The organism is Cyanobium sp. BA5m-21 (genome assembly GCF_024346235.1).
In the GTDB taxonomy this organism is placed as follows: Bacteria; Cyanobacteriota; Cyanobacteriia; order PCC-6307; family Cyanobiaceae; genus Cyanobium_A; species Cyanobium_A usitatum.
The window spans coordinates 46323-62561 of sequence record NZ_JAGQCO010000007.1 but is presented as its reverse complement, the minus strand read 5'-3'; the positions used below and the strand labels follow the sequence as shown (position 1 = coordinate 62561).

General features: G+C 63.0%; 16 protein-coding genes and 1 pseudogene. 7 read left to right on the top strand and 10 right to left on the bottom strand.

The window, feature by feature from the left end; translation table 11 throughout:
• Positions 1-103 precede the first annotated feature (103 nt).
• A complete protein-coding gene (locus KBY72_RS03770; RefSeq protein WP_254930968.1) occupies positions 104-544 on the top strand; it encodes a hypothetical protein in 441 nt (146 codons plus the stop codon).
• Positions 545-567: 23 nt separating this feature from the next.
• Here KBY72_RS03770 and KBY72_RS03765 read toward each other — a convergent pair whose 3' ends face one another.
• From KBY72_RS03765 to hemH, 5 genes are all read right to left on the bottom strand, one after another.
• Positions 568-774, bottom strand: a complete 207-nt coding sequence (locus KBY72_RS03765; RefSeq protein ID WP_254930967.1) for a GIVxVP protein — start codon at positions 772-774, stop codon at positions 568-570.
• Between the two features lie 20 nt (positions 775-794).
• Positions 795-1148, bottom strand: a complete 354-nt coding sequence (locus KBY72_RS03760; protein ID WP_254993098.1) for a hypothetical protein — start codon at positions 1146-1148, stop codon at positions 795-797.
• A 32-nt stretch (positions 1149-1180) separates the two neighbouring features.
• Positions 1181-2953: a biosynthetic-type acetolactate synthase large subunit gene (ilvB, locus tag KBY72_RS03755; RefSeq protein ID WP_396121829.1), complete on the bottom strand. Its 1773-nt coding sequence runs from the start codon at positions 2951-2953 to the stop codon at positions 1181-1183.
• Between the two features lie 142 nt (positions 2954-3095).
• Positions 3096-3704, bottom strand: coding sequence for a M23 family metallopeptidase (locus KBY72_RS03750; protein ID WP_254930965.1), 609 nt, complete (start codon positions 3702-3704; stop codon positions 3096-3098).
• A 10-nt stretch (positions 3705-3714) separates the two neighbouring features.
• Positions 3715-4890 (bottom strand): ferrochelatase, encoded by a 1176-nt coding sequence (gene hemH / locus KBY72_RS03745; protein WP_254930964.1) that lies wholly within the window; start codon positions 4888-4890, stop codon positions 3715-3717.
• Between the two features lie 122 nt (positions 4891-5012).
• On the opposite strand from hemH, the gene KBY72_RS03740 reads away from it, so the two are divergent.
• From KBY72_RS03740 to KBY72_RS03720, 5 genes are all read left to right on the top strand, one after another.
• The gene (locus tag KBY72_RS03740; RefSeq protein ID WP_254960948.1) at positions 5013-6305 is read left to right on the top strand and encodes a site-specific integrase; all 1293 of its coding nucleotides are present in this window, start codon (positions 5013-5015) and stop codon (positions 6303-6305) included.
• Positions 6302-6985, top strand: a complete 684-nt coding sequence (cobO, locus tag KBY72_RS03735; RefSeq protein ID WP_254941151.1) for a cob(I)yrinic acid a,c-diamide adenosyltransferase — start codon at positions 6302-6304, stop codon at positions 6983-6985. Before KBY72_RS03740 ends, cobO begins: the two co-directional genes overlap by 4 nt.
• Positions 6986-7050: 65 nt before the next feature.
• Positions 7051-7758, top strand: a complete 708-nt coding sequence (gene pyrH, locus KBY72_RS03730; protein ID WP_106502448.1) for a UMP kinase — start codon at positions 7051-7053, stop codon at positions 7756-7758.
• Between the two features lie 8 nt (positions 7759-7766).
• Positions 7767-8306 (top strand): ribosome recycling factor, encoded by a 540-nt coding sequence (gene frr / locus KBY72_RS03725; RefSeq protein ID WP_254960947.1) that lies wholly within the window; start codon positions 7767-7769, stop codon positions 8304-8306.
• Positions 8303-9469, top strand: a complete 1167-nt coding sequence (locus KBY72_RS03720; protein WP_254960946.1) for an NAD(P)/FAD-dependent oxidoreductase — start codon at positions 8303-8305, stop codon at positions 9467-9469. Before frr ends, KBY72_RS03720 begins: the two co-directional genes overlap by 4 nt.
• 8 nt (positions 9470-9477) lie before the next feature.
• On the opposite strand, the gene KBY72_RS03715 is transcribed toward KBY72_RS03720, so the two are convergent.
• The 5 genes and pseudogenes from KBY72_RS03715 to KBY72_RS03695 all read right to left on the bottom strand — a co-directional run bounded on the left by KBY72_RS03715 (position 9478) and on the right by KBY72_RS03695 (position 14819).
• On the bottom strand, positions 9478-9855 hold the full coding sequence (locus KBY72_RS03715) for a Crp/Fnr family transcriptional regulator (protein ID WP_254960945.1): 378 nt from the start codon (positions 9853-9855) through the stop codon (positions 9478-9480).
• A 74-nt stretch (positions 9856-9929) separates the two neighbouring features.
• Positions 9930-10916, bottom strand: a pseudogene (locus tag KBY72_RS03710) (transaldolase); the annotation flags it as partial.
• A 116-nt stretch (positions 10917-11032) separates the two neighbouring features.
• The gene (locus tag KBY72_RS03705; RefSeq protein ID WP_254960944.1) at positions 11033-12850 is read right to left on the bottom strand and encodes a peptidoglycan D,D-transpeptidase FtsI family protein; all 1818 of its coding nucleotides are present in this window, start codon (positions 12848-12850) and stop codon (positions 11033-11035) included.
• A gap of 13 nt (positions 12851-12863) precedes the next feature.
• Complete coding sequence (locus KBY72_RS03700; protein ID WP_254960943.1) at positions 12864-13337, bottom strand: hypothetical protein; 474 nt, start codon at positions 13335-13337, stop codon at positions 12864-12866.
• 66 nt (positions 13338-13403) lie between these two features.
• Entirely contained in the window at positions 13404-14819 is a 1416-nt protein-coding gene (locus tag KBY72_RS03695; protein ID WP_254960942.1) for a CPBP family intramembrane glutamic endopeptidase, read from the bottom strand.
• 83 nt (positions 14820-14902) lie between these two features.
• On the opposite strand from KBY72_RS03695, the gene KBY72_RS03690 reads away from it, so the two are divergent.
• Positions 14903-16237 (top strand): histidine phosphatase family protein, encoded by a 1335-nt coding sequence (locus tag KBY72_RS03690; RefSeq protein WP_254960941.1) that lies wholly within the window; start codon positions 14903-14905, stop codon positions 16235-16237.
• Positions 16238-16239: the final 2 nt, after the last annotated feature.

The following is a 16239-nucleotide window of genomic DNA, read 5'->3' as shown; positions in this document are numbered from 1 at the left end:
TTGTCTTAACTGGAAGCCAGCGATGCAGGCCCCACACCCCCTGCCGCTGGTTCGAAATAGGTGGCACAGTGGGGTGAAGCTTTTTCGTTGCTCGCAAGTTTCTGTGTCTCGCTTTTCCCTCGCCTGGATCGCTGCTTCCGCCCTAAGTACCACCACTCTGCTGGGAGCTCCTGTCTTCGCCCAGTCGCCTGGGGCCGCCGCCGCTGCGGCCAAGCCAGTCAGCCTGGAGACCATGAACGATCTGGCTCTCGCCGCCGCCGTCAACGTCTGTGAGCTGGCGGTAGAGCAGAAATTGGCCGTGCAAAACGCCGTTATCTCCAATGCCAAGGCGATCACCTACGTGGTGACCGCTGCCCATGGCGGTCAGATAGCTGGCAGCGGCAAGCTTGAAGCCGCCCAGATTGTCAACGGCAGCATTGTGCAGATTGTGGGACGGGTTAAGCAGGGCTGTTACGCCAAGATCACCGCCGACGACAAAAAATTTGTGGACGAAGTGATCGCCCAGTACACAGCCCAGGCCTCCAAAGCCCAGCCCAAGAAGTAAAGAGCTTGCCCTTTGACTGGAGATCAGTCGGAGTCGGAAGACTCTGGCTTGCTCTCCGGTAGGAGTTGGGCGAGTAGCCCAGCCGCCATCAGCAATCCGCCCAAGCTAAGGGCCAAGGTTTTATTACTCGCCGCGGGGCCCTCACTCCATACCCCCGCCGCCAGGAAGGCTCCCCCCAGCAGCAGGGAGGGCACCAGCACGATGCCCTTGGCGGTGCGATTCAGACTCATGGGCAGATAAGTGGCCTCATTCAGGCTGCGACGTTGGCACAGTCGGCGCTGGCGAGCGAGTCGGCTTGGGCCAGACCAGCTGCGATTAATCCGTTGCCCAGATCTGCTGCTTGGTTTGTGCTGCCACGCACGGGAGCAAGCGGCTGAACCCTTGCCAACAGGACACCCTGGTTTTGGCCCATCGGCCGCAAATTGACGCGGGTGTGGCGAGGAACGGCTTGGCGAAGCCAGGCCACTGCCTCAGCCTGCTGAGCTTCAGGCACCTCCACACAGGCCAGCTGCACCGTGTAGCTACGGTTTTGGTCGCCTAGCTGCAGCAGGGTTGCCCCCCGCACCTGCAGCACCTCTGCCGCCAAGGCGGCTCCAGGCCACACCAGTAAAAGCGCCAGCAATGCGGCGAGCCATCTCAAAGCTTGGCGCCGCAGCTGGGGCAGAACAGGTGGGCACTTTCGGTGGTGCTACCGCAGGAGTGGCAATGGCGGCTCGTGTCGATAGCAAGCTCCGGATGGGATGGCAGCCCCACCATCTGGGCGTTGCTGGCGCCGGGGGGAACCATCGGATAGCAGTTCTCGTTGCGGCGCACCTTGACATCGATGAAGGCAGGACCGGGATGGTCAAGGGCCTCCTGCAGTTGCTGGCGCAGGTTGGCCCGTTCATCGATGCGCACGCCCCGAACGCCGAAGGATTCCGCTAGAGCTGCGAAATTCGGCATGCCATTGGTCATTTCCGAGGCCGAATAGCGCTCTCCGTAGAAGCTCTCCTGCCACTGGCGCACCATGCCCTGCCAGCCGTTGTTAATTACCACCACCTTCACCGGCAGGTTGTATTGGCTGAGAGTGCCCAGTTCCTGAATGTTCATCAGGATGCTGGCGTCGCCGGCAACACAGATCACCTGCTCATCGGGGAAGGCGGTCTGCACGCCCATGGCTGCGGGCATGCCGAAACCCATCGTGCCAAGGCCCGCCGAGCTGATCCAGCGCCGGGGGCCATTGTGTAGAAATTGGGCTGCCCACATTTGGTGTTGGCCCACATCTGTGGTGTAGAAGGCATCCGGTGCCAGCTCCCTCAGGGCGACAATCACTTCCTGGGGGGCGATGTCTCCCTCCGGATCGGGCACCACCAGGGGATAGTTCTGCTTCCAGCTGTCGATGCGCTGCAACCAGGCCTCGGTGCGGCCCTCCGAGCTGTCCTGGGCTGAGGCAGCCAGAAGGGCTGCTAGCGCGGCCTGGACATCGGCCACCAAGGCCACATCGGGTAGGCGAGTTTTGCCCATCTCAGCCGCGTCGATATCGATGTGGATCACCTGGGCCCGGGGCGCAAAGCCATCCAGCCGGCCTGTGACCCGGTCATCGAAACGGGCACCGGTGGCAATCAGCAGATCGCACTCTGTGACTGCGAAATTGGCATAGGCGGTGCCGTGCATGCCGAGCATGCCCACAGATTGAGGGTGCTTCTCATCGAAGGCTCCCTTACCCATCAAGGTGGTGGTGACAGGCAGGCGGAAGCGTTCGGCCAGCTGTTTCACGGCGCCATGGGCCCCGCTGCTGATGGCTCCGCCACCGACGTAGAGCAGGGGGCGACGGGCTTGGCGGATCAAGGCCAGAGCCGCGGCAACGGCCTCGGGGTCGGGGCTGGGTGGCAACTTGAATCCAGCTGGGATCGCCGAGCCCGGAGCCACCGGCGTGTAGTCAAATTCCTCCAGACCGACGTCCTTGGGCACGTCAATCAGCACAGGGCCGGGCCTGCCACTGGCTGCAATCAAAAAGGCTTCAGCCACGATCCTGCCGATATCGCGGGGATCGCGCACCACCCAGGAGTGCTTCACGATCGGCAGGGTTATGCCGAAGATGTCGGTTTCCTGGAAGGCGTCGGTGCCAATCGAGGCCCGCGGCACCTGCCCGGTGATCACCACCATCGGCACCGAGTCCATCTGGGCGGTGGCGATGCCGGTGACCAGGTTGGTGGCGCCAGGCCCCGAAGTTCCAAAGCAGACGCCAACTTCGCCGGTGGCTCGCGCGTAGGCATCGGCCGCATGGGTGCCGCCCTGCTCATGGCGCACCAGGATGTGCTTCAACCAGCCACGGGACTCTGCCTTGTGCAGTTCGTCATAGATGGGCAGGATCGCGCCGCCGGGATAGCCAAAGATGTGGCGCACCCCATGGCGATGCAGGGCGTCCATAAGGGCATAGCCGCCGTTTACTCGCTGAGGAGCAAAAGCTTCAGAAGCAGTGTCATCACCACTGGTTGTGGCGGTAGCGGACTGGGCCGCAGAGGCGAGGGGCGTCAGCGTCACGGCTGCTGAAGGCCAATCAACTTGGCGGTTAACGGATTACGGCAACCTTAGTTGCCGGCGGCGCTTTCGGGGCCGTTGCCCGCCCCGGTTGCTGGCGCCTGCCGGCTGCCATAGCTCGCAGGATCTGGGCTGGGTCTAGCCAGCGGCCGCCATGGCGCATGCCCCAATGCAGGTGTGGACCAGTAGTGCGGCCGCTCATGCCCACATGGCCGATTAGTTGCCCCGTGCGTACGCCCTGGCCCTGGCGCAGCAGCACCTGACCACTGCTGTAGGTGCCGCCAGAAACCCGGCCGGACAAATGGCAGTAGATGTGCTCGTAATCGCCCGAACGAATCACCAGCCCCAAGCCGCAGCCTCCGTCGTTGATCACGTCCTGCACTGAGCCAGCCCACCAGTTGCGGATCGGCGATCCCATGGGCGCCGCGATATCAAGGCCGTAATGGGGCTCTACCCGACCCCAGGGGCCGGTGCGGGTACCGAAATGGCTGGTGTAAGCCAGGAAGCTGGTGACGGGGAAAACTCCCATCTGCCAGCGACTCTGGGCCAGCCCCGCAGAGCTGGACAGCAGCAGGCAGGCGCTGCCGCTGAACAAGACCGCCGCCGCGGTAAGTCCGGCCTGCATTAGACGGCTCTGCATTAGAGGGCGCTCAGAGCAGGCCCAGCACATGCAGGGGTCCCTTTCCACTGAGTAGCTCCAGCAGGAAAGCGGAAAATCCCACCATCGCCAAGCGCCCATTCCAAACTTCAGAGCTGTTGTTCCAACCCCAGGCCCATTTGTCCTGGGGGTAGAGCTTCACCTTGCTGGGCAATTCGGCGGCTTGGTCGAGGTTCACCTCGGGCCCAGCCATGGCCTGCTGCACCAGATCGGCCAAGCCGTTGATGAAGGCCGGGGTGGTGTCTAGGGCTGGCACACGCCGGAAATTGATGATGCCTGCCTCGGTAGCTATCTCCCGGTATTCGATATCGATCTCCTCGAGGGTTTCAATGTGCTCGCTGACGAAACTGATCGGCACAACCACCAAATCTTTGATGCCAGCGGCGCCGAGATCCTGCAGGGCATCATCTGTGTAAGGCCTAAGCCACTCCACCGGACCTACCCGGCTCTGGTAGGCGAGCGTGAAGGGATTGGCGAAGCCCAGATCACTATCAAGTCGCTCCATGATCAGCTGGGCGCAGGCTTCGATCTCTTTTTGGTAGGGGTCGCCCGCCTCCTCCACATAGCTCTTAGGCACCCCATGGGCACTAAAAAACACATGGGCTTTTGAGGGCTCGGGGCAAGCCTGGATTTCGCGGGCAACCAAGCCAGCCATGGCACCCACGTAGCCGGGGTCGTCGTAGTAGCTGCGAATGCAGCGGATCGGCAGCAGGGAAAAGCCACTGTCGGCCTGGCGCAACCGTTGCAGCTCGCGGAAACTCGAACCGCTGGTGCTGATCGAAAAGTGGGGATAGAGGGGCAGCACCACCACCTCCTCAACCCCGTCGGCCTTGATGTCGGCCACAGCCGACTCGGTGAAGGGATGCCAGTAGCGCATCGCCACATAGCTGGTGGCTTCGATGCCGCGAGTGCGCAGTTCGCTCTGCAGTTCGCGGGCCTGTTGCTCGGTGATACGCCGCAGCGGCGAACCACCACCGATGGAGCGGTACGCCTCCTGGGACTTACCAGCCCGCAGGGTACTAATCAACCAGGCCAACGGTTTTTGTAGGGCTGGATTGGGCAACCGAATGATTTCCGGATCGGAAAACAGGTTGTAAAGAAACGGGCCAACGTCCTGGATACGCTCGGGTCCACCGAGGTTCAGCAGCAGCACGCCAACTTTGGCCATGCTCTCGTTCCACGCGGCTCAGAGGATCAGAGCGTAACGCTGCCGCTCCTCCCCTAGCGACCAAGGCGCAGGATCGATAACGTCAAGTTGTGTGCTGCAACGTCAGCCTCTGTGCTGGGCCCATGGCAAAAGCAGCGGTGGAGGTGGATCTGGCTAGGGCAGATGCCAGCTCAGCAGTCTCCACTGAAGCCTTGGCCAACTTGCAGATCGGTCTCGCCCAGGCAAACCAAGCCCTAGCCCAAGCGGGAGTCTCCTTGCGCATAGAGCTGCGCGGCCAAAGGTTGGGGCTGCGCGGACCCCTTCCCTGTCGCCGGGGCTCGGGCCGCCACCCTGTGCAGCGCATCAGCCTCGGGCTGCCTGCCGATACTGCTGGTCTTGAGCTGGCTAGGGAGCGGCTTAAAGAGGTGTTGCGTCAGCTGCAGCAAGGGCGCTTCGCATGGAGTGCCTGGGGGGTTCAACAAGCTCAGCCACCTTCACCTTCACCCTCAACTTCATGGTTGCCGGCAGCTACTCAGCCCGCCGCGGACGATTTGCTGGGGTTGGCAGCTTTTGAGGCAGCATTTTTTGCCGATCCCCGCCGCCGCCGCAACCCTGCCGGTTGTCGCACCACCTGGAGCAGCGCCTACCTGCCCTACCTGAGGCGCCTGGCGGCCGTTGCGGCCGAGCGCGACCTGCCCTTGGGTCTGCCCCTACTCGAAATGGCGCTAGAGAGCTACGCCGCCAGCAGTCGCAGCCGCCAGCAGTGCGGCACCGCCCTGGCCGCCCTGGCTCGCCACTTTGAGCTCGACCTGCCCGATAACTGGAGTGAGAGGGCTGCTGGTTATGGCCTACATGCGGCCCAGTTCCGGCGGCTTCCGGGTGATCCTCAGATTTTGTTGTGGGCCGAGCAGATCCCCAATCCGGCCTGGCGCCTGGCCTACGGCTTGATGGCCACCTACGGCTTGCGCAATCACGAGGTGTTCTTCTGTGATCTTTCGGCCCTTGCCCCAGGTGGTGACCGGGTGATTCGGGTGCTGCCCACCTCCAAGACCGGTGAACATCAGGTGTGGCCGTTCCAGCCCGATTGGGTGGAGCATTTCGGCTTGGAGCAGCTGGGGGGTTCCCAGCCGCCCCTGCCAGAGGTGGCAACCGACCTGCGCCAGACGACCCTGCAGCAGGTGGGCCGCCGGGTAGCTGAGCAGTTTCGCCGCTACGAGTTGCCGATCACCCCCTACGACCTGCGCCATGCCTGGGCGGTGCGAACCATTCATATCGGCCTGCCGGACACGGTCGCGGCCCGGATGATGGGCCACTCGGTGGCTATTCATACCCGCACCTATCACCACTGGATCACCCGGCGAGACCAGCAGCAGGCGGTGGATGCGGCCTTAGCCCGTCACCGCCACAGTGGTGTCACCGCTTTGCTAACCCCATGAATCAGCACTCCAGCGACCAAGCCTCAAGCCTTGATGCGGCAGCGGCGGAGCTGGGTCCCGGCGGTGATCTGGCGCCAGAAGCAGATCAGGACGGCTATCGCCGCCGCATGGCCCGTCGCAAGGAGGTGCAGCAACAACGGGTTGGTGAGCGCAACTTGGAAAAGGGCCTGGTGCTGGTGTTCACCGGCGATGGCAAGGGCAAAACCACGGCGGCCCTTGGCCTGGCGCTGCGCACCCTGGGTCATGGCGACCAAGTGGCGGTGGTGCAGTTCATCAAAGGGGGCTGGCAGCCCGGGGAGGCAAAAGCCCTGGAGCTGTTTGGGGAGGCACTGCACTGGCACGCCCTGGGCGAAGGCTTCACCTGGGAAACCCAAGACCGGGATCGTGATCGGCAGCTGGTGCAGCAAGCCTGGGAGCAGTCGTTGGTCTACCTCGCGGATGCCAGTCGCAAGCTGGTGGTGCTCGACGAGGTAAACGTCGCCCTCAAGCTGGGTTACCTGGGGATTGAACAGGTGCTTGCCGGACTGGACCTGCGGCCAGAGCTCACTCACGTTGCCCTGACGGGCAGGGGCGCGCCGCCGCAGCTGCTGGAGCGGGCCGACCTGGTAACCGAAATGAAGCTGGTGCGCCACCCCTTCAGGGAGCAAGGGGTCAAGGCTCAACGGGGAATTGAGTTCTGAACCTGGCCGCGGCGGCAGGTTAATTCGCAAGGCCGTTGCTACGCTCCGGCAGATCAGGGGTATCAATGGGCTTCAAGCGCGTTCTCCTCAAGCTCAGCGGCGAAGCGCTGATGGGTGAGCAGGGCTATGGCATCGATCCTGAGATCGTGCAGTCGATTGCTTCCGATGTGGCTGCCTGCGTTGCCGGTGGCACCCAGTTGGCGATCGTGGTGGGCGGGGGCAACATCTTCCGCGGCCTGAAGGGATCGGCCGCTGGCATGGATCGGGCCACCGCGGACTACGTCGGCATGCTGGCCACGGTGATGAATGCCATCACCCTTCAGGACGGCCTGGAGCGGGCCGGTGTGCCAACCCGGGTGCAGAGCGCCATCTCGATGCAGGAGGTGGCCGAGCCCTACATCCGCCGTAAGGCGATCCGCCACATGGAAAAGGGCCGGGTGGTGATCTTCGCTGCTGGCACCGGCAATCCCTTTTTCACCACCGACACCACCGCCGCCCTACGGGCTGCTGAAATCGGCGCCGATGTGGTGTTCAAGGCCACCAAAGTGGATGGGGTCTACAACAAAGACCCCAATAAGCACGCCGATGCGGTGCGCTTCGAGAGTCTCTCCTTCCTGGAGGTGCTCAGCTCCGAGCTGGAGGTGATGGACGGCACAGCCATTGCCCTCTGCAAGGACAACTCCATCCCAATCGTGGTGTTTGACCTGTTCGGCCCCGGCAACATCGGCCGAGCCGTGGCCGGAGACCCGATTGGTACCCGTATTCACCCCTGACGCCAGCCATGGATTTGGAAGCCAGCATGCGCAAGTCGTTGGAATCGACCCAACGCACCTTCAACACCATCCGTACCGGTCGAGCCAACCCCTCCCTGCTCGACAAGATTTCCGTGGAGTATTACGGCGCTGAAACGCCGCTGAAATCCCTCGCCACCATCTCCACCCCCGATTCCCAGACGATTCAGATCCAGCCCTTTGATGGCGGTTCGATGGGCCTGATCGAAAAGGCCATCTCCATGAGTGAACTGGGTCTCACCTGCAACAACGACGGCAAGGTGATCAGGATCAACATCCCACCCCTCACTGAAGAGCGCCGTAAGGATTTCTGCAAGCTGGCTGCCAAATACGCCGAGGAGGGCAAGGTTGCCCTGCGCAACGTGCGCCGTGACGCCATCGACAGGGTAAAGAAGCAGGAAAAAGACGGCGATCTCTCCGAAGATCAGAGCCGCGACGAACAGGAGAAGGTGCAGAAGCTCACCGATAAATTCATCGCTGAGCTTGAGAAGCTTCTGGTTACTAAGGAAGCTGACATCCTCAAGGTGTGACCAGCTCGCCGGCTGGCGTGGCTGATGTGGCGGTGGTCGGCGCTGGTGCGGCTGGAGCTGCTGCTGCCTTCCACCTAGCCGCTGGCGGTTTAGAGGTGCTGCTGCTAGAGCGAGCCAGCTTCCCCCGATCCAAGCCCTGCGGCGGTGGCATGGCGGCCTCGATGCAGGGGCTATTTCCCTTCGATCTCAGCCCTGCCGTTGATTCGGTGATTGACCAGGTGCGCTTCACCTGGTGCCTGGGCGACCCGGTTACGGCGGTCCTGCCCGGTGATTCGCCCTTCTGGATCGTGCGCCGCTCCGTGCTCGATGCTTATTTGGTGGAGCAGGCCCAGACCGCTGGAGCTACTTTCCTAACTGGGGTAGCGGTGGAAAACCTGCAGCGGGCAGGCGATTGCTGGCAGCTTCAGGCCCGCGGGCAGGAGGGGAAAGCGCTGCAGCTAAAGGCCCGGGCCGTGGTCATCGCCGATGGTTCAGGCTCCCTGTTGGCGGCTCGCCATGGCCTTGGTCCAAGCCAGCCACGCTACGCCGAAACAGTGTCGGTGGAGGTGGATTGCGAGGTGAGAGACCCGAGCACCGCCCGCTTTGAATTTGGCCTGGTGCGCCACGGTTTTTGCTGGACCTTCCCCCGCAAGGGTGGCTACAGCATTGGCGTGGGCACCTTCATTGGCCGAGACCCCGCTAATGCCGAGGCGGTGCTCAGCCAGCTGCTGCCCAGCCTCGGCCTGCCGCCGCATGCAGGCGTTCGCCAGCCTGGCCGACTACGCATCTGGGATGGCCACCACCCCTTGCATGGCCAGGGTGCCAATGCCGGTTTGGTGGTGGTGGGCGATGCCGCCTCCCTCTGCGACCCCTTCCTGGCCGAGGGGCTACGGCCTGCCCTGATCAGCGGCTGCCGGGCCGCCGAAGCTCTGATTCCCTGGCTAGCCGGTGATAGTCAGGCCCTGGTGGGCTACACCAATCGCATGCGGGCTGGGTGGGGCGCCTCGATGGCCTGGGGCAAGCGCATCGCCCAGGTGTTCTACCGGGTGCCGCGGGTTGGCTATCAACTCGGCATAAAGCGGCCTACGGCTCCCCAGCGGATCGCCCAGATCCTTTCCGGCGAGATGGGATATGGCGATATCGCCCAGCGTGTGATCCGGCGACTGCTGTTTCAGCGCAATTGAAGGTCGGCTCAGATCTTGGTGCAGTCCTTGAGTTGGCGCAGCCGCTGGTCGATTGATCCCAGCAGCTCAATCGCAAACATCGGCGATTCCTGCACGGCAAACAAAAACTTTTCCCGGTTCATCACCAGCACCTTGCAGTCGGTTAGGGCCTTGGCATTGCCATAGCGGCGGTGATCACTCGTCACCAGTGCGCCTGCCCCGAATACATCGCCGGCGTTGATCTGTTCGTGGCCTTGGTCGCCGTTCCAGCTGAGCTGGACCGATCCTTCAAGTAGGCCAAACATGCAGTCGCCGGCATCTCCAGAGCTAAAAATCAGCTCTCCGGGCTCAAGCTTGACAACCTCACCGTTGCTGGCCAAGGCGCGCATGGTGTCGAGGGCGTTCACTAGGCCAATATTCTGTACTTAATGGCCAGTGTGGCCTGCCTCGGTTAAGCCTGGGTCAAGCCGGTCCCCACAAGGGCAGCAGCGCCTTCCAGTTCGGCAAGGCGGTGGGCTAGCTGGGCCTCGAGGGTTTCGATGGCCTTGCAGAAACCACGGATGCCCTCATCGAGTTTCTCGGTGGCCATTGGATCGGCGGCCAGCATCTGACGGAAACTATCTTCGTCGAGGTGGATCTGAGCGTCGGTGGGGCCGGGGTCGAAGGAGTTGAGCTTGCGCTCTAGCTCGCCATCGGTGTGGCGCAGCTGATCAAGCAGCGCCGGCGAAATCGTCAGAAGGTCGCAACCGGCCAGTTCAATGATCTCTTCAATGTTGCGGAAGCTGGCCCCCATCACCTCCGTTTTGTAGTCGTAGGTCTTGAAGTAGTTGAAGATTTGGGTTACGGAGATCACACCGGGATCTTCTGGACCTGGATAGCCGTCACGGCCGCTGCTCTTTTTGTACCAATCGAGGATCCTCCCCACGAATGGAGAGATCAGGGTGACGCCGGCCTCCGCGCAGGCGACGGCCTGGGCAAACCCGAAGAGGAGTGTGAGGTTGCAGTGGATACCTTCCCGTTCCAGTTGTTCAGCTGCGCAGATACCTTCCCAGGTGGAGGCCACCTTGATAAGTACGCGGTCGTTGCTGATGCCGGCTTGGTTGTAAAGGCCTATGAGTTTGCGGGCCTTGGTGATCGTTGCCTCGGTGTCGAAACTGAGGCGGGCGTCAACTTCAGTGGAAACACGCCCCGGCACGATCTTGAGGATCTCCTTGCCGAAGGTGATGCAAATTTCATCGAGGGCTTCGCGAACCACCGCATCGGAGCCGGCATCGGCACCCATCACCTGGCGCGACTCCTGCAAGGAGAGATCGATCAGATTCTGGTAGGTGGGGATCTGGGCTGCCGCCAGGATCAGCGAGGGGTTGGTGGTCGCGTCGCGGGGCGTGAACTGCTTGATCGCGTCGATGTCACCGGTGTCGGCCACCACCACGGTCATGGCGGCGAGTTGATCGAGCAGGTTGGCCATTGGCTGGAAGAGGGGGGCTGATGGCGGGGCATCGACCCGGTGTGCAATCACGCTAGCCAGTGTTTTCGGGTTATCCCAGCGGCGATGCCCTTCCTTCAGGGAACGGCCACAGGCGCTCAGGCGCGGGGCTTAGCGACTGCTTTCTGCAGCTCCTTTGGGTGGGAAGGGGGGATCCGCTCCAGCACCAGCAGGGCATCGATGATCTGGCGAGCTACTGGCGCAGCCACTGTGGAACCGAAGGTATTGCCTCCCTTGGGCTCATCCACCACCACCAGCACCACATAGCGGGGATCGTCGATGGGCAGATGGCCCACAAAGCTGGTGATCAGGGCCCCTGGGATGTAGACGCCACGTTCAGCCTTCTGGGCGGTGCCGGTCTTGCCGCCGATGCGGTAACCGGGAATCTTCATACCCAGGCCGCTGCTGTTGTCCACCACCGATTCCATCCAGGCCATCACCGTGCGGGTGACGCCTGGATCAAGCAACTGGAGACCACTGCCTCCGGGTGCGCTGGCTAGGGCATCACCGGAGCGCAGTCCGCGGGTGATGTGCGGACTCACCAGACGGCCGCCGTTGGCAAGCATGGCGTGCAGTTGCAGCAACTTCAGCGGGGTGAGGGAAAACCCCTGGCCAAAGGCGGCAACAGCAGGTTCGATCGCATGGCCGGTGAACTCCTTGCGCGTCTTAAGCTCGCCGGCCACCGCCCCAGGCAGGTCGGTATCGGGGGTTTCGTCAATCCCCATAGTGCGCAGCCAATGCCAGAAGCGATCGCGCTTCACCTGGGCCATGGCCTTCACCATGCCTACGTTGCTCGACACCTGCAAAACGGTAGGGAAATCGATTAAGCCGTTAGCCCGTTTGTCGTGGTTGAAGATTGGCCAGCCGCCGATGCTGAGTTGGCCGGTGTCGGCAACGCGGCCATTTGCCTCAATGGCTTTTTCCTGCAAGGCCACCGCCAGGTTGATCGGCTTGAAGGTGGAGCCCGGTTCATAGAGGTCTTGCACAGACCATTCGCGGAACAGCCCTGGATTGAAAGCCCAGAACTTATTGGGGTCGTAAGTGGGTGTGGAAGCCAGCGCCAGCATTTCGCCATTGCGCACATCCATTACCAATGCCGCTCCGCGCTTGGCATTCCATTTCTTCACCTGCTTTGCCAGGGCCTGAAGGGCTACCTGTTGCAAACGGGCGTCAAGGGTTAGCTGTAGGCGCAGGTCGTCGCCGTAGAGGGAGCCGGCCGTTAGGCCCGCTGGTAAGGGGGTGCCATCAGCGCCGCGGCGCATCTGCAGGGCAGTCTCCTGGCGCTTGAGATCACTGTCGCGGCTTTGCTCCAGGCCAGCCTGGGGAACGCGTTCCAGGTTGAGAAAGCCCACCACGTTGGCGAAGAGGGAGCCCTGGGGATAGATGCGGTGTGGATAGGCCTCCAGATCGAGACCACTAATGCCCAGTTGCCTTACCCGTTCTGCAGTTTCGGGGTCGAGGTCGGTGCGCAGCTTCACGCCGCTAGGCCGGCCGGCCATGGTTTGCAGTAGTGCTGGCTTGGGCTGGGCGAGAACGGCAGCCAGCTTGCCGGCCACCTCATCTGCCGTGCGGATCTTCTGGGGGTCGTCGCCTGGGAAGTTGAAATAACGGGGATGGGCCCAGAGGGTGAAGCGCTGCTCATCGAGAGCCACTAGACGCCCATTGCGATCGACGATCGTGCGTCGCTTGCCGATGGGCTTGGTGGTTTGGGTCTGGATGGCATGGGCCCGGGTCTGCAGGTTGGTGGCATCCACCACCTGGAGCCAGGCCAGCCGACCCGCCAGGCCAACTAAGCCGGCACACAGCAAGCCGTAAACAGCGAGCAGGCGTCCAGCGGGCACTGGTTGGATGGCTACCACCCGTTGCTGGGAGCTGCGAGGAGCCCGAACCGGACCACGCTGACGGCTGCTGTTCATTGAATTATTGCCATCAATAGCCCGTCCGGATCTGGCGCAGGGGCAGGCTGCTCAGCAGTGGCAAGCCAGATGCACCTGAGGCCACGCTCGGAGCCGGCAGGTAAATGAGTTTTTCGCTGCTGGTGGGTACCAGCCAGCCGGGACGCTTCACGGCACCGAGGTGGTGCTGCTCCAGCAGGGCGGCTGATTCCTGCAGCTTGTGCTCCAGCACTTGGGACGACTCCATCTGCTGGTAGCTCACACCCCATTGGTTTTGCCAGTGCAGGGTTAGGGCACTGAGGGCAAGCATGCAGATTCCCAGACCAGCCAGGGTGCCATCGGTAGCCCGGTGCAGGTTGGATATCCAAGGTGCCCGGCGTTCAAGTTTGCGGGCTGAGAGAGAACCCTGGATCAGCTTGAGCGTGCGTTGCTGCAGCTTGCGACTTGATTTAGCCCCTGCAGTCACGCTGCTCTCTGGAGCCTGCCGGGGCGAAAGGGAGGCAACCAAGGGAAAGGGCAATGCACTGCGCGATTGAACCATTCTTGGCGCCAGGCAGCAATAGCTGGCAGACGCTTAGCCAGCAAGTAACAACAAATTGGCAAAGGTGAGGCCATTCCAGAGGCTGTGCATAAGCACACTGGGCCCGAGCCGTCCGCTCTGCAGCCGGAGCCAGCCCAGCCCTAGCCCCAACACGAACAAAGGTGGCAGTTCTCCCAGGCTGAGGTGGGCGATACCGAAAAGCAGGGCGCTCACCACCACTGCAACAGGCCCCCCCCAGCGCTGGGCCAGCACAGGCAGCAGCACCCCCCGGAAAAGGGTTTCTTCAAATAGGGGTGCCAGCACCAGGGCAGTGATGGCGAAACAAAGCAGGGCAAGGGGATTGGCGCTGTTGAGCACGAGCTCAAGCAGGGGATTGCTGCCACCGGGATCGCCTACCAAACGCTCCAGCAGCCATCCCACCAGGGCTACCAGCGGCAACACCAGCAACACCTGCAGCAAAGCTCGGCTAAGCGCACTGGCCAGCGGCCGCCAGTGCCACTGCAACCAGCCCCCCTGGGGCCCGGGTCCATGGGGTCGCAGCTGGCTCCACAACAAAACAAGTGGCGCTGCCATCAGGCCGCTATAGAGACCCAACACCAGCAATCCCTGTTGCAGTGCCGGCTGGCTGGACAACGGTTTGAGCAGCCCCTGCAGCAGCGGCGCCAGCACAAGGGGCATCACCAGCTCGCCCAGCACCACGAACCCGCCAGCGATCAGCAGGGTCACCTCCGCCAGGGTGAGGGGTGGCCCTACCAGGGGGGCGGGCGGGGCTGCCTTGCCGCGCCAGCGCAGCCACAGCTCGCGCAGCAGCAGGGCTGAGCCCAGCAGCAGCAGCAGCACCGGCACCACGGCGGTTCCGAGGAGGCGCAGCACTGCTACCTGCTGGGCGGCGCGATCTCCACAAGCAACTTGGGGATCGCTTAGGGCTTGGCACACCAGTTGGCTGCTTAGGGGAGACAGGCCCCAGCCCTTAAGTAGTTGGTCCTGTACCGCTTGCTCTGGGTCGCGGCTGGCGGCTCTGGATGCTGGTTCGACCAAGGCCTTGAGCAGCAGGCGCTGCTCAGGTGGCACCTGCTGGTTTAGCTCTTGCAACCGCTGGCGTGCCGCACTTCCCTGGCCGGCCTGAAGCTCCAGTAGGGCTAGTTGCAGCTCTTGCTGCGGTGCTGGCGGCACGGGATTGCCATCCAACTGTTTCTGCAGATCAAGGCGCAGGGCCTCGAGGGGGTTGGCGCCGGTGAGGGCTTGGCGCAGGCCAGCCGGCAGTGCTGGTGCTGCCAGGGCGGTCAGCTCCAGTTGGCGCAGCTCCAGGGAATTGCCCACAGATGGGCGTTGCAGGCTGTCCACCAGGCCAGTGATCCAAAGCAGGCCACTGAGCACCAGGCTCAGCAGGGCAAGTCCAGTGGTCCATCCAGCGTTCTGGCGGGGTTGCGGGGGGGGACTGGCGTTCAAACGCAGGCCCTCCAGGGCGCACCGGTTTCGGGATTCTGGACCGCACCCCTCCCATACGATGGGATCTAAGCAGCGACGAGCCCGTGCCCCTTCGGATTGTGCTGGTGCGCCATGGGCTGAGCAGCTTCAATGTGGAGCATCGGATCCAGGGCCGCGACGACCTGTCGAGCCTGACGGCAACTGGCCAAAGCCAGGCCTGTGCCACAGGAGCGGCCCTGCGTGATTTGACCTGCGCCGCTGCCTACTGCTCCCCTTTGCGGCGGGCCGCTGAAACCGCCCGTCTGCTCCTAGCCGAGCAGGGCCAGGACCTGGTTGCCGAACAGGCGGAAGGGCTGCTGGAAATTGATCTGGCCCCCTGGAGCGGTCTGCTGCGAGAGGAGTTGCGGGAGCGCTACCCCGAGCAGGAGCAACAATGGCGCCAGGCCCCTGAGTTGCTTGAGCTGCAGCGCCCTGATGGCAGCTCTTACCTGCCTTTGCCGGAGCTGATGGCCCAGGCCCAGCAGTTCCGCCATTTGCTGTTTGATCGCCATGCCGCCGCGCTAGCTGACGATCAGGCCCCTCCCCAGACCGTGCTCGTGGTGGCCCATAACGCCATCTTGCGTTGCCTATTACTAGCCCTGCTGGAGCTGCCCCTCAGCGGCTTCCGCCGGCTGCGGGTCGATAACTGTTCCATCTCTGTGCTCAATGTCAGCAAGGGCGGCGTCCAGGTGGAGTCGCTCAATGGGGTGGCCCACCTTGGTGAGCCCCTGCCCCCTAAAGCTTCAGGCGCCCGACTGCTGTTGGTGCGTCACGGCGAAACCGACTGGAACCGAGAGGGTCGCTTTCAGGGCCAGATCGACATTCCCCTCAATGCCAACGGACGCTCCCAGGCCGAGGCCGCTGGCAACTTTCTCGCCCCGGTGAGCATCGATCGCGCTTACACCAGCTGCATGGCCAGGCCGCGCCAGACCGCCGAGGCAATCCTCTCTAGCCATCCTGGTGTGCCCCTCACCAGCAGCACTGGCCTGGTGGAGATCGGCCACGGCCTCTGGGAGGGCCGCTTGGAGCAGGAGATCGCCGCAGGTTGGCCAGAGCTGCTGGCCGATTGGAAGCGGGCACCACACACAGTTCAGATGCCTGAGGGGGAGACTCTCCAGGAGGTTTGGGACCGCTCTTTAATGACCTGGGCTCGCATAGCTGCCAGCCTCCGCACCGATGAAACGGCCCTTGTGGTGGCCCACGACGCGGTCAACAAGACCATCCTGTGCGGGCTGCTGGGCCTGCAACCCGCCGACATCTGGGCCATCAAGCAGGGCAATGGCGGTGTCACGGTGATTGATTACCCCGAGGGTCCAGCTGGCCGTCCTGTGGTAGCCGCCATGAACCTCACCTCGCATCTTGGAGGCGTGTTGGATCGCACCGCCGCCGGTGCTCTCTGAGT